This window comes from Maribacter forsetii DSM 18668 (genome assembly GCF_000744105.1).
GTDB classification, from domain to species: domain Bacteria; phylum Bacteroidota; class Bacteroidia; order Flavobacteriales; family Flavobacteriaceae; genus Maribacter; species Maribacter forsetii.
Genome location: NZ_JQLH01000001.1, coordinates 2146393 through 2166874, shown reverse-complemented (window position 1 = coordinate 2166874; position 20482 = coordinate 2146393). Strand labels below are relative to the sequence as shown.

The 20482-nt window shown below is 34.1% G+C and carries 13 protein-coding genes; 4 read left to right on the top strand and 9 right to left on the bottom strand.

Annotated features, from left to right (window positions below):
• Positions 1-9: 9 nt before the first annotated feature.
• The 9 genes from P177_RS09000 to P177_RS08960 all read right to left on the bottom strand — a co-directional run bounded on the left by P177_RS09000 (position 10) and on the right by P177_RS08960 (position 14280).
• Positions 10-858 carry an MBL fold metallo-hydrolase gene (locus P177_RS09000; RefSeq protein WP_167333106.1) on the bottom strand — a complete coding sequence of 283 codons (849 nt, stop codon included), beginning with the start codon at positions 856-858 and terminating at the stop codon, positions 10-12.
• Positions 859-1052: 194 nt separating this feature from the next.
• Entirely contained in the window at positions 1053-3095 is a 2043-nt protein-coding gene (locus P177_RS08995; RefSeq protein WP_036154067.1) for an amidohydrolase family protein, read from the bottom strand.
• A gap of 48 nt (positions 3096-3143) precedes the next feature.
• Entirely contained in the window at positions 3144-4265 is a 1122-nt protein-coding gene (locus tag P177_RS08990) for an FG-GAP repeat domain-containing protein (protein WP_036154065.1), read from the bottom strand.
• 8 nt (positions 4266-4273) lie between these two features.
• Positions 4274-6268 carry an amidohydrolase family protein gene (locus P177_RS08985; RefSeq protein ID WP_036154063.1) on the bottom strand — a complete coding sequence of 665 codons (1995 nt, stop codon included), beginning with the start codon at positions 6266-6268 and terminating at the stop codon, positions 4274-4276.
• 51 nt (positions 6269-6319) lie between these two features.
• On the bottom strand, positions 6320-7462 hold the full coding sequence (locus P177_RS08980; RefSeq protein WP_051941775.1) for a dipeptidase: 1143 nt from the start codon (positions 7460-7462) through the stop codon (positions 6320-6322).
• A 120-nt stretch (positions 7463-7582) separates the two neighbouring features.
• A complete protein-coding gene (locus tag P177_RS08975; protein ID WP_167333105.1) occupies positions 7583-8986 on the bottom strand; it encodes a RagB/SusD family nutrient uptake outer membrane protein in 1404 nt (467 codons plus the stop codon).
• Positions 8987-8998: 12 nt separating this feature from the next.
• On the bottom strand, positions 8999-12337 hold the full coding sequence (locus P177_RS08970) for a TonB-dependent receptor (RefSeq protein WP_051941773.1): 3339 nt from the start codon (positions 12335-12337) through the stop codon (positions 8999-9001).
• 136 nt (positions 12338-12473) lie between these two features.
• Positions 12474-13538: a FecR family protein gene (locus tag P177_RS08965; protein ID WP_036154061.1), complete on the bottom strand. Its 1065-nt coding sequence runs from the start codon at positions 13536-13538 to the stop codon at positions 12474-12476.
• Between the two features lie 100 nt (positions 13539-13638).
• Complete coding sequence (locus tag P177_RS08960) at positions 13639-14280, bottom strand: RNA polymerase sigma factor (protein ID WP_036154059.1); 642 nt, start codon at positions 14278-14280, stop codon at positions 13639-13641.
• Positions 14281-14769: 489 nt separating this feature from the next.
• Here P177_RS08960 and P177_RS20540 point away from each other — a divergent pair, with 489 nt between their 5' ends.
• From P177_RS20540 to P177_RS08940, 4 genes are all read left to right on the top strand, one after another.
• On the top strand, positions 14770-14973 hold the full coding sequence (locus tag P177_RS20540) for a transposase (protein ID WP_084684661.1): 204 nt from the start codon (positions 14770-14772) through the stop codon (positions 14971-14973).
• Positions 14955-15839, top strand: a complete 885-nt coding sequence (locus tag P177_RS08950) for an IS3 family transposase (RefSeq protein ID WP_157486512.1) — start codon at positions 14955-14957, stop codon at positions 15837-15839. Before P177_RS20540 ends, P177_RS08950 begins: the two co-directional genes overlap by 19 nt.
• Positions 15840-16195: 356 nt before the next feature.
• Positions 16196-17233, top strand: a complete 1038-nt coding sequence (locus P177_RS08945) for a substrate-binding domain-containing protein (protein ID WP_036154055.1) — start codon at positions 16196-16198, stop codon at positions 17231-17233.
• Positions 17234-17408: 175 nt separating this feature from the next.
• A complete protein-coding gene (locus tag P177_RS08940) occupies positions 17409-20462 on the top strand; it encodes a SusC/RagA family TonB-linked outer membrane protein (RefSeq protein ID WP_036154053.1) in 3054 nt (1017 codons plus the stop codon).
• The last annotated feature ends 20 nt before the right edge of the window (positions 20463-20482 follow it).

Below are 20482 nucleotides of genomic sequence, written 5' to 3'. Positions count from 1 at the left end.
ACAGTCGCTTTATTTAATTAATATGGTTTCCAAATGAACGGGAATGATAACGTTGGCATCTGGCATTACGGCTTTTACTTCTTCTATAAAAGGCAGTACCTTTTTCTTGATCGGATCTTCTTGAGAAAAACCATAGGGTATTCTAAAATTATCCCAATGTGCAGGAATTATAGTCTTTGGGTATCCGGTTAGTTCTAAGAGCCTTTCTGTGTATTTATATACTTCTAATCGAGAAAGGTTTATTCCCGGTATTAGAACGTCAGGTTGGAGTCCGGCTACTTCTCTTTCTATAAAATTCATTGACCCAGAAGTAAGTATTTTATGCGAATCGACACGCAATAGAAACATTAAAGAGCCACCCTCTACAAATTCTCCTACTTTTAAAGGGATAGTTAACTCGTCCGGATCAGAATATGTTCTTGAATCAAAATAACGCTTATCCCCTAATGCCGAATGAATAGAGGGGATCACCCTAACAGAAAAATCATCGAATTGATAATCTTCTCCACCCTTTACGGTAATCAATTGCTTTTGCGGTATACCATAAGCCTTTAGAATTGTAGCTGTAGTTTCCGTTCCAATAACAACAGCGCCCGTCTTTTTAGCTATATATGGCACATCTGCTAGGTGATCAGTGTGTGAATGATGCACCAAAATATAATCTGCTTTAGTAATTACTTTATTAATAGCAACGGTATCCGGTTCATAGATGTCGTCACTATTGAAAACTTTACGTTCATCTCCTTCGCCATAAAATCGTGGATTTCCTTTTAATTTCAGTCTAGATATATAAGGATCTACCAGAACAGTAAGACTATCATTTGAAATTTCCCAGCCTGCCACACCTAGATATTTCATTTTCAGCTCTTGGCTCAATAAATTTTGAGCACTCATTAGAATGCAACAAAAACAGATATACTTTATGAAAGTTGTTTTTAACTTGACCATATTATTTTTCTCAATTTTATATTTCTACTATACATTATACCTCTACAGCATGTGCCCTAGATAGTATAGTTATGCCAAAAATTAATTTTGGTAAAAATATTAGTCTAGTCTCTAGAAGGTTTAAAATCGGCAGCTTCCCATAATGGTTCACTTTCATAGTAATTACCATTAGTCATCACTGCGGAAACTGACCTTAAATTGGCAATATCCGTTAAAGGATTTTTGTCCAAAATGGCAATATCAGCCTCTTTACCAATTTCTAATGTCCCTGTTTCATCTCCCTTACCCATTACAGTTGCTGGGATTATGGTTGCTGTTTGAATTGCTTCGAAAGGAGTTAATCCTCCATATTTCTGGTATGTTTCCAATTCTAAAAAGTGTCCGAATCCTGGTGCAAAATTATCTGTACCAGCAACTACCGGAATTCCGGCTTTAAAAAACTTACCGATAACCTCAGCAGATTTAATAATATTTTGTTTGGACAATTCAGCACGCTTTTCACTTGCTCCACTTCTAAACCTTTTACTTTCAAAAAGCTCATATGCCATTCTACCGGCATCTGGCTCCAAAGTCTCCATCAGATCTCCTTTCGGTAACGTACGAATAACACCTAAACCAAGCGTAGGATCCAACACCGTACCATGTTTTAAATAAAAGGCAATCGCTTCATTTATCTGTGCATCTGTAATGTCATTTTTTGCCATATAGAAAGCTCCCAAGTCAGATACTTTTTGATCAGGAAACAATACTGCCAATATTCTATTAGAATGGCTCAACATATCCATACCACTTTCAACTGCCTTATTAGTACTATTTACCAAAGCTGGTACATGACCTGTTACCGTCATACCTACTTTATGAGCCTCATCTGACAAAACCTTTAAGATTTCTGGTTCTATGGAAGTATAAATCTTAATTTGTTCGTAACCATTATCATGATATAATTTTACGACCTCTTTAGCCTCTTCAACAGATCTAGCTCTAATAATACCATTTCCTTTAGGGCCAGGTCCGTCAGTCATACCTGCCAATACGATATCTGGTCCTGTAGCTCCATCCTTTGCTATAGCATCTCTAAAAGCGGTAGCGAACTCTAGCTCATTTCCATTATCTCTAATAGTGGTTACACCACCTGCCAAATAAGCCGGAGCCCATTGTACTTGATTAGAATGCGCATGCATATCCCACATACCGGGCATTAAGGTTTTTCCTGATACATCTATAACTTTAGCATTATCAGGAATGGTAATATCGGGGGAACTACCAATTGATGTTATGCGACCGTTTTCTATAATAATGGTCATATTTGTTTGTGTAGCATCTTTTAAACCATCAACAACATCACCACCTACCAAAGCAGTAATTTGTGATTCTTCACCTTTTAAGCTTTTGGTATACTCAGAAAGTTGCGCCATTTGCTCTTCTACATTTCCTCTAATAAAATATGGCTTAGCTTCCTCATATCCTTTTTTTATCAACTCTCTTATTTGAGTATTTGCCTTAACAACAGCTACCAAATTCTTAGACTTGTCTAACCAAATTGTTCTACCGCCCCAATTAACACCCTCGACAACATAACGATCAAGTGCAACATCTTTACCATCAATCTGAACAATATCTTCTCCTTTATGCGTCAAAGAAACTTCTCCTCTTGGTAAGGTAGGTAACGCAGTAGTGCCATTTTGCTTAAAGTAATAATGGTATAACATCATTTCAATACCAGCAGGAATATTACTATTTACAGTAAAGAATGCATCTTTTTTATTGGTAGTGACAACATCAAAATGCTTTTCCCAAATGGAAACCTTATCTCCATTTATTTCCATCTTGATAATATTGGTAGTATCGTTATTAGAAATACGTCTACTGAAATAAGAAATTGGTTCTAAATCTGTTGTCAAGTATAGTTTTGACTCTACTCCACTAATTCTTCCTCGTTCATTTTCTCCCTGAATAGAGGTTACTATAATAGTGTCATTCTTAGTAGTAACGTTATAGCTCTCTTCTCCTATTTGAGATTGCCTACGGTAAACAAAAAATGTACCCGCATCTTCAAAATTTTCCCATTCAGAGGTTTTGGAAGTTTCAGAAGAGCACGCTGTAAGCAATGCTAATAAACTACAAGTGATTAAATATTTTACTTTCATATTATTGTGTTAGTTGTATTCTTTTATAATTATGAAACCCTATTCCTATTATGGAAATTCAGGAGTGAATCTATTGAAGTAATAACGGTTAATCTCGTCTGAGTTACTTTCAATTATATCTAATTTATCATCGCCGTTTAAATCAAAAACCGTAATATCATAAGTACTAAACTCTTCATCTGCCAAGCTTATTTTCTCCCAGGTTTTTCCGTCATTAGAATTAATAAAAACTGAATTAGATCCTCTGACATTAGCAATAATGATGTCCATATCCCCATCCTTATCCAAATCACCTAGAGCTATAGAATAAGATTTATCTTCACTAGGGTCAAATGCTATCTTACGTTGGTACGTTTGTTTTTTATCCCCAAAATATATAACATTAGATTCCCCAATATTAGCCGTTATAATATCTAAGAAACCGTCTTTATCTATATCAGCAATAGCTACAGAACGTGTAATGTCATTACCTGTGCCATATGGTACTTTCTTGGTGAATTTTAAATTACCTTCATTCAAATACACAAAATTTGGTTGATCATCTCTGTTCGCCAGTATTAGATCAAGATTACCATCACCGTTCATATCTGCAACTTCCACATCAATTGTAGAATCTTCCTTATTTCCAAAACCTATTGATTTAGAAAAAGTTCCATCACCGTTATTTAGACATATCTCATTCTCTTTACCCCTATTGGTTATTAGAATATCCTTATCTCCGTCTTGGTCAATATCCGCAACTACTATATTCCTTGTCGGCGAATATGAAACACCAAAACTTGAAGCCCTTGTAAAGTCTCCTTTTCCATTGTTTAGAAATATGTAATTTGGTGCCATGTCATTACCTACGGCAATATCTAAATCTCCATCACCATCAAAATCGGCAAGTTCCGTAGAATAGGTTGTTTCACTCTCTAAGCCCAAGCTTTTAGAAACTGTAAATACGCCTCTACCATTATTCACGAATATTCTGTTTTGTCCTGGCCAGTGACGACCGTTGGCGACTAAAATATCTGCATCGCCGTCATTATCTATATCGCCAACACCTACAGATGCCGTTCTCTCTTTATGCGTACCTAATATTAACCTACCACTGGTAAAAAACTCCAGTGATTGCCCATTCACAGTAGATAGCGCAAGAGAAAAAAGAAGAATTAATTTTACTTTCATTTTATATATTATTTAAAGTGTTTGATACCCATTTTGTTATAAAGCTTCTCTGCAAAATAAAGATGTCCGCCCTTTATCGTCCACTCTACTCTTCTTATATCACTGATATTTTCTACAGGATTACCGTCTATTAGAATAAGGTCTGCTTTTTTACCTACTTCAATAGATCCTAAAGAATCTGAAACGCCCGTTATCTTAGCAGAATTAATGGTAGCCATCTTTAATACTTCTGCCGCAGGAATACCTGCCTTTTCATATAACTCTAACTCTCTATGGTATAAAAACCCTGGTAAACCATCTGTACCTGGCACTATAGCCACACCTCTTTTGTACATGTCGTTCAACGCATTAAGCATATTCGTATAACTATCTTCATACAAAGCAACCTTTTCACCAGCTTTAGGTAGCCCTCCACTATAGAAAGCGCGCTGTTCTATTAAAGGCAATCTATTCATGATTTTGCTATATGTTGGACTGGGTTCTCCTTTTTGAGAAACAAACATATTTTCAAAAATTGCCATTGTAGGATCTACAAGAATGTCTTTCGATTTTAATAGCGTAACAAAATCTAAATATTCTTCTGACTTCAAATCAATATCAACACCATGATTGGCTACCATAGTAAATCTTAATGGTGTTCTAGTATCTATAGTATCTGACATAAAATTCAAGAACAACATATTCATATGTTGAATTTCATTATAGCCCTGGTTTATAGCCTGCGATGCTGTCATATAAGCAGGTATATGACCACTTACACGCATACCTAACTCATGCGCTTTTGTTGCTAGAGGTTTTACCCATTCCGGTCTTATTGAACTGTATAATTTAATTTGATCATAGTCTAAATCTTTATACGATTGTATTTCAGCCAAACCCTCCTCTAAATTATCAACTACGTTTCTTTGGTTGGCAAAAGGTCCTGATCCATCTATAATACCACAGAAAGTGACAATATTTGGACCTATAATCTCATTAGTATCGAACTTCGCGCTTAGTTGATTCAACTGCTTATTATTGGCTAGATCTCTAACTGAGGTTACACCACCTGCTACATGTAAAAGTCCTCTGAATTTGGTGTTGTGCGTATGCATATCAAACATACCGGGCAAAAGTGTTTTTCCTGTACCATCGATAACCTGAGCAGTTCCATTTAAAATTTTCCCTTTTGATGGTTTAATGGACTGAATAATTTTTCCATCTATAAAAACATCTTGGTTGTATACGATAGTCCCATCAGGAGAAAAGATATTTACATTTTTAATGATAGCCTTATCAATTTGATGAGAAAGCTCTTTTGATATTTTAATAAGGTAGTTATCCTCATATGTATCTTGTAAAGATTTTAGCTCTTTTCTAAACTCTTTAAAATCTTCTCTTACAATATGAAGGTTACCAGAAATACTGGCAATTATATCACTGTCCTGCATCCACAGATATATAGGATTCATATCTAAACCCTTAACCATTAAAAGGTTTACCGGTGTACTATCTGAAAGAGTTAATGGAAAATTATCAACCAACTCTACTTCACCCTCAGGATATAGACTTATTTTTTTATCCTCAGACTTTAATAATAGTTGCCCAAGAATTTCATACACAGCTGGTGAACCGTCATGTCTAAAATATAGTTGACTTCCATTAAAGTCACCATTATCTTCACTCATGGGATTTTTCCATGAAGCAGTGCTACTTGTACCTGTAAAATTTTCACTAATGGAATCTTTCAAATAATTAACACCAGTTATCTTTTCAGAAACGATAAAGTTATCTTTGTTTAGCGTGATTTCTTCCGTAATCTCAGGCCCTCGACCTCTATCCGTATAGGTATAATAATAACCATAACTATTATCTCCTGTACTCCATTTTTCATAGGTACCCGCAAGATTTTCACGAAATACTACATCGTAAATCGTTTTTATTTCAGTTTTTGAAGTGTTACTGTCTTTGCACGAAAAAAGTATTCCAAAAATTAAGATGACGTAAATACTACTGTTTTTCATAAATGTATTTAGTGGTTACTAGATTGGTATAAAAAATTCAAAAACTCTATGTTATGGTTTTAAGACTTCCTTGTTGAAGCGTATCCAGTTTTGACCTAATATTTTTTCTATATCTCCCGTACTGTAACCTCTTTTGTCAAGAATCTTTGCAACCTGTAAATATCTATCGGGTTTATCCAGTTCAGGAATCCATGGTGGCCATTGTACTTTGTATGAAGGTTTAAATCTAGTTAGTCTTGGCACATACCAGTTTTCTCGTGTTGCACCTGTAGCTTCTAGACCTTGTATAGCAAAATCGGCAGCTACACCTACATGGTCAATTCCACCTATTTTAACTGCGTGATCTATATGGTCTACATACGTTTCTAATGTTGTATCCGTCCCTAAGTTAGGTCCGATCATATACCCCAGACATATGATACCTATAATACCCCCTTTATCTGCCATAGCCTTTATCTGCTCATCGGTTTTGGAACGTGGGTGATTCTTGTGCAATGCCTCGCACATAGAGTGATTTATGGAAACCGGAGATTTACTAAATTCTATACCATCAGTGGTTGTTTGCTTACCACAATGAGAAAGGTCTATAATAATACCCAGTTCATTCATTCGTTCTACAACTTCAACGCCATAGTCAGATAACCCTACATTGGTTCTTTCTGTACTCCCATCTCCAATTAAGTTACGAGAGTTGTATGTAAGTTGCATCCATCGCATACCAGCCTCATAAAGGGTATCTAAATTTTTTATAGTGCCTTCTAACATTCTAGAACTTTGAAAACCTAACATTACGGCCACTTTATCTTCTTTTTTGGCAGTAACAATATCATTGGCATTTTTGGTCAACAATAATCTATCTGGATTATTACTGATAATTTGTTTCCATTCTTCTATACTCTTTAGAGATTTTTCAAGTTTCCCAGAATCTAAAGAAGCATTAAAACCGGTATAACCAGATTCAGCCAAAGCTTTAAAAGAATCTTCATTCCAATTACGAGAAATGACCAGACCATCATAGACGACAGCTTTTTTAAACAATTTCTCTATTCCTTTTTCCCCAAGGGTCTGTAATAATTGCTTACTTGAATCTGCAGGTATAGATTCTAAAATATTATTCAACGAATAAGCTGCTTGAGCAGGAAACAATGCTCCTAACGAAAGTAATTTCGCAAGATTTCTACGTTGTGTATCCATATATTTCTTGATTTTTAAAGTGAAAAAAATCCAATATTTTTATGCTGTAAAAAAGTACACATTGAGAGAAACGAAGTCTCTCAATGTGTTCAAAAACTAACAAACAAATTAGTTTACTAATTAATACCCAGGATTTTGTTCAATGTTGGGATTAACATCTGTCTCATCTTGAGGTATTGGCATTATTACCGTATCTGCACCATAAGGAATTAAACAGATCTGTGCCGTACAGTTTGTTCTTACAATATCCATTTTATTACGCATTAAATCCCATAGTCGTTGACCTTCAAAAGCCAACTCTAGTCTGCGTTCCAAGAAAATAGCATCACTAAGAGCATCGCCAGAATCTGAATTATCCGGTTCGTCTGCAATGGCACGTTGGCGTACCATGTCTAAATCATCTTGCGCACCAGCTATATCAGTACCTATTTCCGCTCTAGCTTCTGCACGTATCAAATACATTTCTGCCAGTCTAACAACCTTTACATTATCAAAACCATTGATATCTGGATATTTGATCATTCTATTTGGTGCAAATTCACCAGTTAATAAAGTATCTACTTCAAAGGTGCTTAAACGAGCATCATTCTCAGGGTAAAGATCAGCCACATCATTTGAAGGAAGGTAATCACCAAAACCCGCTTGTAGATAAAGACCAGCAATACCATTACCACCAACATTATCTGTTTCTGTCATCGATATTTCAAAAATAGACTCCGAGCTATTATCCGTAGTCCATAAATCGTAATAATTATCATTGGAAATTAAACTATAATCACCTGATTCTATAACACTTGAAGACATTGCTTCTGCATTTGTCCAATCTTCTTGAAAAAGATAAACTTTTGCTAATAACGCCCTAATAGATGTAGGTGACAAAGTATTTGAATTACCACTTCTAGAACTGTCATTCATAAAAGAAATACCTGTAGTCATATCAGAAATAATTTGCTCATAAACTTCCGCTACTGTACTTCTAGACGGTTCATTGTCCAAGTCAAAATTTAAAACGATAGGAACCCCAGGGTGACTAGCATCTGCAGTATAGTTATATTGCTGAGCAAACATGCGTACTAGGTCAAAATACATTAACCCTCTTAGCGCATAAGCCTCACCAATAATATGGTTTTGCTCATCTAAAACAGCATCCGCCAAAATAGTTTCTGAATTAATGATAGCATTTGCCGCATTAATACCTTCATATGCACTACCCCAAAGCGCTAGCGCCTGCCCGTCAGATACTCTTTGAATATGCTCGGCATAATCTACAATTCTGTTGGCTTGTCCATTTTGTTTTACGTCATCTGCCAATACATCAGGTATCATAATCATGTAACGCCCGTAATATTCTGAGCCAGACAATTTGTTATATATACCGGTAATAGAAGATTCATAACCATCAAGGTCCAATAAGGCCTCTGTATCCGAAACAGATTGTTGCGGAGTAAGTTCTAAAAAAGAGTCTGAACAAGAGAATACGAGTCCAGCCAATATTGTTAATATGAATATTTTATATGTTTTCATGTGTTTCATCATTTAAAGTTGAATATCTAAACCAATGGAAATAGTTTTCACTGCAGGTGTCTGCCCTGTGTAACTACCATTAATTCCCTGCTCTGGATCTATGTAAAGGATATCTTCTTTTACAAAAGTCAAGATATTGGTTCCTCTAGCATACAATCGCATAGAATTCAAACCTAATAGCGAAGTAATTTTTTCGTTAAAATTATAAGCGACGGTTAAATCTCTCAATCGAATATAACTACCATCATATAACCATCTAGTTTGGTTCGCTTCATTACTACCATTACGACCACCCCAAACAAACTGAGGCACCAAGGCATCTGTTGAACCAGGTTGCCATCTGTTATCATAAATAAAATCTGCAGTACTTCTTGGTGTTAACCTTCCATCACCTAAAGTACCTCTTGCTCTAGAATCAAAAATGTAGTTACCGTAAGAATAAATGAAATTGGCACTAAGACTTACATCTTTATAAGTGAACATAGTATTGAAGCCTCCAAAAAACTCTGGGGTTGCAGACTTATCGTCTAAAAAACGTTCCGCATCACTGATATCATTGGTAATCGTAGTTTTAGAAGCATCAGTATACCACTGTGGATCACCATTTTCTTGGTTTACACCAGCCCAACTATACAAGTAGAAAGATTGAAAATCTTCGCCTTCTTGTCTTCTATAAGCACCATCTGTAAAATCGTCTGTAAGTTCTGTAATTTCATTCTTTAGAAATGTGGTATTAAAGCCAACGTTCCAAGTAAAATCCTCTTTGTCGATAATATCCGCATTCATAGATATCTCTAAACCAGAATTTTTCATTTCACCAAAATTTTGGGTCAACGAGGAGAAACCTGATGTTAATGTAATAGGCACATTCAAGATAAGATCAGAAGAAGTACGTTCAAAATATTCAACCGTACCGCTAATTTTTGAGAATAGACCAAAATCTACACCTACGTTAAAATTCTGCTGACTCTCCCAAGTAAGATCAGGATTAGCAATTTGGCTTGGACTACCACCTGGATTACCGTCATAATCTTGACCAAAAACGTAAAGTCCTTGTGAAGGGAAATTACCAATGGCAGCATTACCTGTTACACCCCAAGAACTTCTAACTTTAAGTAAATCTAAAAAGGAAACATCCTGTAAAAAAGATTCTCTACTAGCAACCCAACTACCACCAAACGAATAAAAAGTACCCCATCTATTATCTGCACCGAATCTTGAAGATCCGTCTCTTCTTAAACTTGCTGAAAGGAAGTATTTTCCATCGTAATTATAATTGGCTCTAGAAAAAGCAGAAACGAAAGTGTATTCAGACTTAGAACCGCTAATAGCAAATTCTGCCGATGCACTATTTAACGTTCTTAAACTTTGGTTTGGAAACTGTGTTCCAGAAGCACTAAAAGACTCATTATTGGTTTCTTGAGCTTCAAAACCTGCAAGAACATTAAAATTATGGTTATCACCTAGAACAAAATTATAGTCTGCCGTTTGTGTACCTACAAAAGTTCTTAAAGAAGTATTGGCTTCGTAACCAATTCCGCCAGAGTTTCTTCCACCACCATATCTTGGGTTTTGATATTGCGATTCTGTTAACGTAAGAAGGTCAAAATTCAATTGCGAACGTAAGGTCAAATTCTTTATTGGCTTTACGGAAACCGCAAAATTATCTATAACCCTAAACTGCTTGTTTTCCCAAAGGTCATCACCACTTAAAGAACCAACAGGATTAGCACCACCTAAAGGAAAATAGTTGGCATGCTCCCCATTAAATCTTCCTTCTTCATCATAAATAGGAATTAACGGTGATAATTCTAAAGAGTTTTTAAACGGATTGTTGAAAGAACCACCATCAAAAAACGTATTTGTTGTACTGTTAGAAACAGATATATTATTTGAAATAGTTAAATAATCCGTTGCTTTAAATTCTATATTACTACGTGCACTTAACCTTTCAAAGCCAGACCCAATGATGTAGTTCTCTTGATCATAATAAGCTCCGGAGAAAAAATATTTTAAATTGTCCGTACCACCACTTGCACTTAGATCGTAACTTTGGGTTATTCCCGTTCTAGTTATAGCATCTAACCAATTGGTATCTGTTGGTTCTCCGGTAGAAGGATCAATCAATTGCTGAAAAGTGGCATCAAATCTAGCCTGAGCTTCTTCAGCTGTATCACCCAAATTCACATAACCTTCAAGAAAAAGTTCTGTATATTCTGCAGCATTTAACGGCTTTAAAATATTATTGTAAGCTTGTGAGTTAAAACCAGTTAATGTTTTCAAGGTGATTTTAGCCTTACCTGAACTACCAGATTTTGTAGTAATCAAAATAACACCGTTTGCACCCCTAGACCCATAAATTGCTGTAGAAGCAGCATCTTTTAAAACTGAAATAGATGCGATATCATTTGGATTAATTGATGCCATTACATTGGTACTACTACCACCGTTATCTATGGTACCGATACTACCATTCTGTACAGGAATACCGTCTATAACATATAATGGCTCACTAGAAGCAGATATAGAACCAATACCTCTAATTCTAACCTGTGTATTACCACCTGGAGCACCATCTACCGCACTTGCTTGTAGACCTGCGGTACTACCCCTTAAAGTCTGCTCAAAAGTAGATACCGGTATCTGTTCTAGCTCCTCACTTTTAACAACACTAACAGAACCTGTTAATGACTCTTTTGTGGATGTACCATAAGCTACAACAACTACTTCATCCAATGAAGCTACATCTTCTTGAAGTACAACGTTGACCGTTGTTCTATTATCAATTGATACTTCCTTGGAAAGCATACCGATATAAGAAAAAACCAAAGTGGTACCATCAGCTATATCAATAGCATAATTACCATCAAAATCTGACTGTGTACCTACGGTTGTACCTTTAATTAAAACATTTACCCCAGGCAAAGGTTGACCACCTGCATCGGTAATGGTTCCGCTAATTGTATTTTGAAAAATTGTTCCTAAGCTTAAAGAACTTTCGTTTTTTGAAATTGGCGGCGATTTCTTTACAACCACCTGATTTCCAATTATTTTATAGCTTAAATCGGTATTAGAAAAAGCTTTTTCAAGAACGGCATTCATTTTGGCGTTCTTCAACTTTACCGAAATTTTCTTACTTGTATTTAAAACATTGTCCTTATAAAAAAAGACATAATCACTTGATTTCTGAATTTCTTCAAAAAATTCTTCGACAGAGATATTCTTTACGTCTATCTGTATTTTATTTTGTGCAAATACAGAGTTAGCGTAAACAGATGATAAGCCTATACCGATAAATAGTAGAAATATTCTCATAATCGTTAGAATTCCGACTGGTATGATATTTTTCATATTTTTGTGTTGGTTATTTAATGTTGCTGCAAAACAGCAATATTGATATTAATTGCCGGAAGATGCGGGAACATCTTCTGGCTTTTTTTTATTGCTACTTCAAAAATTTATTCAGTTTCAATTCATTGGCAAAAGTTTATTTAATTGTTATTGTATTATCAGTTTGTAAATATTCCATATTGGTGCTTTCCTTAATACTATTTATCACAGAAAGTATATCTTCATTCAAATCTAGATAGCCAGAGAAAGTTTCTGTAGCCAATTCTTCATTTTCTATAATTATTTCCAGATTATAATATCTTGATATTCTTTTCATTATGAATTTCATGTCATTATTCTTGAATATGAGAAAACCATCTTTCCAAGAAAAGTAATTATCTACGTCTACTTTTTCAGAAAAAATACTTTTGGTATTCTTATCATAACTGGCCTTGGTACCAGGAGAAATTTTCATTTTATCTGAATGACTAGAAGTCGCTTTTATATTTTGATAACTAATTTGAACACTACCACTTTTAAGAATGGTATTCGTTGAGTTTTCATCAGGGTAATTTGTAACTCCAAAAACAGTACCCAGCACTTCTACAACCTGTGTATCTGAAATAACATAAAAGGGTTTCTTTTTGTTATGGGTAACTTCAAAAATTGCTTCTCCCTCTATATAGACTTCTCTTTTATCTTCATTAAAGGCAATTGGGTATATTAATTTAGAACCTGAGTTCAACCACACCTTACTTCCATCAGAAAGAGTCAATGTTGAACGCTTACCATAAGGAACCCATAAAGTATTAAAAACGGCCTTATCTGAATCTGCTACATTTTGATTAAAAGTCTGACCATTACCTATAGTTACATTGTTACCGCTTTTAGAATAATTAATAGCAGCAACGTCTTCTTTAATTTTTAAATCATTGCCTTTACCCAAAGTAAGAACTACTTCATCTGAAGTTGGAGTGTTACTATCAACGGTTGAAGAATTAACAAAGTCTGTTATTGAATTTGTTTCTGAAGTCATGTTGTAGTAATAAAACCCCAGACCTAAACAACCAATAAAACATGCTGCAGCTAAACTTTTATACCATACATTTCTATTTCTTCTTTTATCCTTTTGGATCGTATTAAAAATTCTTTTTTTCAAATCCGTATTTTCCTCATCGGTAATCGATGAAAAATTTACATTATTCGGATTTATCTTTTCCATAGTTAAATATTAATTATTGGTAAGGCTTTTAAACCTATCAAAGCACTCTAAAATAATAAGCAAGGATTATTTAATTTATAGACAATTTATTTTAAATAAACTACCTTAACGCCTTCAAAGCCCTATATACTATAGTTCTAGCAGTTTGTACAGAGACATCCATTATCTCAGAAATCTCTTCATAACTGCGATCTTGATTAAACCTCAAGAACAAACCTTTTCTTTGTTTTTTGGTTAACGAATCTAAGGCTGCCGCCAAAATCATACGTTTTTCCGTTACAAGTTCTTTTTGAATAATTTCCTCTTCACAAGAAGTAGTATAATTTCTTGCCTGTTGATCTAATGAATATTGATATTCATCTGTAATAGATACCGTCTTAGTGGCGTATTTTCTATTTATCTTTCTCTTTAAGCATTTAAACAAATAGAACTTTACATTATCGGTCATCGATAAATTTTCGCGGTATTTGTATAGATCAACAAAAAGATCATGAATACAATCCATGACATAAGTTCTATCCTTTATACAATTTATACCATAGCTAAATAAACAGTCTATATAAATGTTGTATAAATCTCCAAGAGCAGACTCATCTCCATCTATTAATTTTCTCCAAACGTGGGTCTCTGTATTCTTAACAACAAAAACCTTTTTCTTATTTGCGCCCGACTCTTTACCTTCTTCATCTTGCACACCAAAATCAGAATTTACGGCTAAACCAAGTTTACTATGTTTTTGCATGAAATAAAGAATTTAGTGGATTCATCAACAATCCCTTTCTATTCTAAGTAATATATTTAAGTTTTATAGACATCATTGAGAATTATTTAATGAATTTTACAATTCTTTCAATTTTAGACTATTTATATTTAATTATTCTTAGTAGAAGCGCCTCTAAAAACGCTTTCTCATAATAATAAATTAACATTTAATTTACACGATTAGTTTTTGAATAATAATATGCTAAAATTTAATAGTGTTTTAATTTCAGTTTAAATGTTTAAAATACAAATAGAGTCAAAATTTGTCTAAATAGATAAATTAATTCTTTTAGATTAGTGTTTCTAAAATAGAAATATTTGTAATTGTACACATATCTGTGTAAGCTTCCCTAAAAATAGGACAGTTCATAATTCGAATTTTTAACTTTAAATTCAAACTGTCACGATGAAAAACAGCAAATTTAGCGAGAGCCAGATTATTAAAGCTCTTAAGAAAAACGAACAATGAATACCCGTAGGTGATCTATCCAGGGAATTAGGAATTGATAAAAGCACATTTTACTACTGGCGCAAGAAGTATGGTGGTATGGAGCAACAGCAACTTAAACGGCTTAAGGAATTAGAAGAAGAGAACAATAAGCTCAAACAGATGTATGCCAATGTGAGTCTTGATAATAAGATGCTCAAGGATGTATTGTCAAAAAAGTTCTAAAGCCTTCCTACAAGAGAGTTCGTGTAAAGTATCTTATCAAAACGTTCGCAGTTCATATTATCCGTGCCTGTCAAGTTGTAAGACTGAGTAGGTCGATGTGGTATTACCAAAGTAAGAAAGATGATAGCGAGGTTATCGATAAGCTAATGGTGTTGGCGGAATCGTACCCAACTAGAGGTTTTGATGAATATTATTACAAGATCCGTCGTGAAGGCTTAAAATGGAACAGAAAACGAGTGTTACGTGTGTACCTCGAAATGAAACTCGGTCTACGCCGTAAACATAAAAAACGTTTGGTCAAACGAATAAAACAACCTTTGGAAACACCTTCGTCACTGAATGAGTGTTGGAGTATGGATTTTATGAGCGATGCGCTTACCGATGACAGAAAGTTGCGTGTATTCAATGTTTTGGATGATTGTAACCGTGAAGCTCTAGCAATAGATGCAGGACTTTCTTATCCAGCGAGAGCCGTAATCGAAACATTGGAGCGTTTAAAAGATGAAATAGGAGCACCTAAATACGTGAGGTGCGATAACGGTCCGGAGTTTACCTCCAAGACTTTTATGAACTGGTGCAAAAAGAACTTCATAGAAATTAAATATACACAACCGGGAAAGCCAATGCAAAACGGATATATAGAACGATTTAATCGCTATTTTAGAGAAGATATAATGGATGCCTATTATTTCAATGACATTTATCAACTTCAAAAGATAAGCGATAACTGGCGAGAGGATTATAATTTTAACCATCCGCATAAATCATTAGGCAATATATCACCTAAAGAATTTAGAGGTGTCCTAAAAAGGGGAAGCCTAAAGTATAAATTCAACGTAAGCCCAAAACTAACATTAGAAGATTGATTATCGTCTAGCTCAGAATTAAAATTGATTATGACACGTTATCTCATAACATTTAACTTTTATAATATTATTTCTACAACTTAATTTATAAAATATCACAGTTGAAAAGAGGATTACAAAAATAATAGTACTTATTAAAAGTATAAATAGTAAATCATCTTGTTAACACATATTTCTTGACATTTTATATAAAAAAGACCCAAAAACCTTACTTTTTGGCAAGTAATGAAATTAATTTATAAACCTAAATACTTGTTGATTTGCGTATTTATACTATATTGAAAATAAGTTAGATAATATTTATGCAAATTATTTTTATTCTACTAAACCAATAACTACAGTTCCTACTTTATATAATGACGCAAAAAAAAATGACCATTAAAGATATTGCCAAGCTAGCTGGTGTATCTAAAGGTACTGTAGACAGAGTATTACATAAAAGAGGAAAAGTCTCTAAAGAAGCACTAGAGAAAGTAGAGAAAATTTTAAAAGAAATTGAATATCAACCTAACCCAATTGCTAGGAACCTAAAAGAAAATAAGGTTTATAGAATTTCTATTTTAATACCAGATTACGAAATAGATATTTTTTGGAAACCAGCTCATGATGGTATCAAAGAAGCCGAGAAAGAATTTGGACCATTTGGCGTACTAGTAGAGAAGTTTATATACAACCCGTTTCAAAAAGAAGATTTTCATCAAAAATCTATTGAAGCTATAAGTGTTTTTCCTAATCTACTTTTAATAACTCCCCTATTTGAAAAAGAATCTTTTTTAATAAGTAAAACGTGTAAAAAGAAAAATATAAAAGTTGCTCTCTTCAACAATCATATTAAATCTAAAAATGCTGAAAGTTATGTTGGACAAGATTTAATGCAGAGTGGTAAAATCGCAGCAGATTTATTTTATAAAACCTCAAAATTAAATTGTGATATTGGCATTGTTCATATTAACTTAGAACCACACCTACTCTTAAAAGAACAAGGTTTTAAAGATTACTTTTCAGAGAAAAATAGTAATATTCGCATTTTAGAATCTACAAACTTTAAAACGAACGACCCAACCAAATTCGTTAATGACATTACCATATATTTAAAAGCACATCCCAAATTAGGTGCGTTATTTATTACGAACTCCCATGTTCATGAAGTTGCAGAAATTGTTTCAAAAATTAATAAAGGCTGTGCTATTATTGGTTATGATTTAATCCCTAAAAATGTCACATACTTAAAAAAGGGTAAAATTAACTTTCTTATTCATCAAAGACCAAAAGAACAGGCATATCTAAGCATTAGCTACTATGCCGAATATTTCTTATTTGGCAAAAAGGTTCCTCTTAGCAATCTGCTTCCAATAGATATTATTACCAGCGAAAATGTAGATTATTATTTATAACTAACTAATTTTTAAGGAATATTCAGCTTTTAAGCATAAAAAAAACATAATCTAAAAATTATAGTGTGTTCGAACACATTTTAACGTTAATCTAATAGGACATTAGATTATTAAGTTTACATTCACATAACTTTAAGAGAATATTTAGAACCAAAATCTTTTTAAATTTAACATTATGATGAGAAAAATTTTCATGTTCTTCGTCCTAATTATCGGGGCATTCCCCGTTTTAGCACAAGACAAAATGGTGACTGGTGTAGTCACCGATGCTAACGACGGAGTGCCTCTACCAGGAGTAAATGTTTTGGTACAAGGAACTACAAATGGTACACAAACAGATTTTGATGGTATTTACACTATAAGCGCTTCTGAAGGTGATGTATTAGTCTTTTCTTATATAGGCACAAAAACACAAAACATTACAATAGGCACTTCTAATACTATAGACGTTGCCATGTCAGAAGACGCTAGTCAACTAGACGAAGTTGTTGTAACGGCATTAGGTATTAAAAGACAAAAAAAATCTTTAACCTATGCTACCCAAGGTGTTGATACTAAAAGTATTGATGAAGCAAGACCACAGCAAGATCTGGTAAATAGTTTACAAGGTAAAGTAGCTGGTTTATCTATACAAACATCAGGTAGTGGTGTTAGTGGGTCATCAAAAGTAGTATTAAGAGGTAACCGTTCTATTGCTGGTAGTAGCCAAGCTTTATATATTGTAGATGGTGTACCTTTAGGAGGAGATATCTCTAATTTAAGTCCAGATGATATTGCTTCTATAAATGTTTTAAAGGGAGCAAATGCAGCTGCACTTTATGGTGCAAGAGCTAACAATGGAGCCATTCTTATTACTACAAAAACAGGAACCAGCGATGTTACTACAATTGATTTTAGTACTACAGTTACTGCTAATACAGGTAATATTATGTATGACTACCAAAATGAATATGGTCAAGGTAGTGCCGGTGTGTTTAACCCAACATCTACAGGTTCTTGGGGACCAAGTTTTGATGGGTCTTCTGTAGTAAACTGGTCTCCTAGTCCTGATATCACACAGAGCCTACCATATACAACACAGTCAAACAATGTTAATGACTTTATGCAAACAGGAATTAATATTGCCAATAACATCTCTATTAGAACAGGTAACGAGAAAGTAAGAACATTTTTTGGTTATACCAATGAGAATAGAGAAGGTATTGTTGCTGGTAATGAATTAGCAAGACATAATGTTACCTTAAAAATAGATAACAAAATGTTCGATGATAAAATTGAATTAAGTGCCAAGGTAAATTACATTAGAACCGAAACAGACAACATCTTAGATACCGGCGAAGCCTTTACCAATCCATGGAGACATGCTTATAGGTTGCCAAGAAACATACGTACTGTTGATGCAAAAGTATTTGAATATACTGCAACAGATGGGAACGTATTACAAAACTACTGGAAACCAGGTGATAATGGTGGCGCCAATCCTTATTGGACCATAAACCGTAACCTTAATGAAAGTGTTAATGATAGAGTTATTGGTTATGCTTCGTTAAAATATAATTTTAATGACAACCTAAGTCTAATGGTACGTACTGCTGTAGATAACAGTACAACATTTAGAGAAGATAGAGATTACAATGATTCTTATATAGTCGCAGATAATGGTGATTATGAAACAACAAATACTATCTCTATTGAATGGAACTCAGATTTCTTATTAAGTTATAACAAAGAAATTAACGACGATTTCAATTTCAACATAAACTTAGGTGGTAATAGCCGTATGGCTGAAGACAAATATGTTTTCACAGATAACCAAGGTTTAAACGCGCCAAACATTTTTGCTATAAGTAATGCTTTGACATTAACAGCAGAACAAGATTTTAACAAAGAAAAAGTAAATTCTCTCTATACTTTTGGGCAAGTTGGTTATAAAGATGCTTTATTTTTAGACTTAACATATAGAAGCGATTGGAGTTCTACTCTACCTTTTGAAAATAATAGATTTGATTATTACTCTGCTGGTTTAAGTGCTGTTATTTCTGATATGTTTACAATGCCAGAGCCTATTTCATTCTTAAAACTAAGAGGTTCTTATGCAGAAGTTGGTAACGATACTAACCCTTATGCTATTTTCCGTACTGCAAATACAGTAGCTGGTGGTTTTGTACAACTAGAGGCTTCTCAACCAAATACAGATTTAAAACCAGAACGTACACAATCATTAGAATTTGGTGTTGATGCGCGATTTTTCAACAACCGTTTAGGTTTAGACTTCACATATTACAAGAGTAATAGTATAGACCAACTATTCCCTGTAAGTGTAGATCCAGCATTTGGATTTAGTACTAGGTTCGTAAATGGTGGAGATATTCAAAATAAAGGTATTGAAGCTATCTTAACAGGAACACCAATACAAACTAATGATTTTAGTTGGAATGTTTCTGTAAACTTTAGTAAAAACGATAGTGAAGTACTACGCTTAGCTAATGATTTAGAATCATTGGTATTAGAATCTGGCAACCCATTCTTTAGACAATTTGAATTAAATGTTGGTGACCCATGGGGTAATATGTATTCAAGAGGTTTTGTAAGAGATGACCAAGGTAGAGTTTTAGTAAATGATGATGGAACACCACAAGTAACAGATGGTAAAGATGTATTAATTGGCAACTACAATCCAGATTGGTTAGGTGGTATTAGCAACTCTTTCCGTTACAAAAACCTTAGTTTAAGTTTCTTAATTGATATTCGCCAAGGTGGTGTTGTAGGATCACTTACCAATGCAATTTTAGCTTCAGACGGTGCTTTACAAGCTACAACAATAGGACGTGATGGCACTTTGGTTTTCGGTGATAATGTATTTAGTGGATTAGAAGTAGTGAAGTCTGATGGTTCTACTAATGATATACAATTAGATGCCGAAACATTTTGGTCTGCTATTGGTGGTAGAAATGCACCAGTGGGTGAAGCATTCGTTGAAGATGCATCTAACATTAGAATGAGAGAAATTACCTTAGGTTATAGCTTACCTTCCACTCTAATAGATAAAACTCCTTTTAGAAATATAAAACTAACCTTAGTGGGTAGAAACCTTTTCTTTATTTATAACAATGCGAGTATAGATCCAGAGGTTATTACAGATCCTTCTCTATCCAGCTCTGATGGTTATGAATCTTTTTCACCACCTACTACAAGAAGTTTAGGTCTAAATCTAAAGTTCGGATTTTAAAAAATTGTACATCTAAAATA

Excerpts from the sequence above, each read along its gene's own strand:
- P177_RS08940 (WP_036154053.1), top strand. The coding sequence starts at position 17,409 with ATGATGAGAAAAATTTTCATGTTCTTCGTCCTAATTATCGGGGCATTC.
- P177_RS08985 (WP_036154063.1), bottom strand. The coding sequence starts at position 6,268 with ATGAAAAACAGTAGTATTTACGTCATCTTAATTTTTGGAATACTTTTT.
- P177_RS08970 (WP_051941773.1), bottom strand. The coding sequence starts at position 12,337 with ATGAAAAATATCATACCAGTCGGAATTCTAACGATTATGAGAATATTT.
- P177_RS09000 (WP_167333106.1), bottom strand. The coding sequence starts at position 858 with ATGAAATATCTAGGTGTGGCAGGCTGGGAAATTTCAAATGATAGTCTT.
- P177_RS08960 (WP_036154059.1), bottom strand. The coding sequence starts at position 14,280 with ATGCAAAAACATAGTAAACTTGGTTTAGCCGTAAATTCTGATTTTGGT.
- P177_RS08990 (WP_036154065.1), bottom strand. The coding sequence starts at position 4,265 with ATGAAAGTAAAATTAATTCTTCTTTTTTCTCTTGCGCTATCTACTGTG.
- P177_RS08980 (WP_051941775.1), bottom strand. The coding sequence starts at position 7,462 with ATGGATACACAACGTAGAAATCTTGCGAAATTACTTTCGTTAGGAGCA.
- P177_RS08975 (WP_167333105.1), bottom strand. The coding sequence starts at position 8,986 with ATGAAAACATATAAAATATTCATATTAACAATATTGGCTGGACTCGTA.
- P177_RS08965 (WP_036154061.1), bottom strand. The coding sequence starts at position 13,538 with ATGGAAAAGATAAATCCGAATAATGTAAATTTTTCATCGATTACCGAT.
- P177_RS08995 (WP_036154067.1), bottom strand. The coding sequence starts at position 3,095 with ATGAAAGTAAAATATTTAATCACTTGTAGTTTATTAGCATTGCTTACA.
- P177_RS08945 (WP_036154055.1), top strand. The coding sequence starts at position 16,196 with ATGACGCAAAAAAAAATGACCATTAAAGATATTGCCAAGCTAGCTGGT.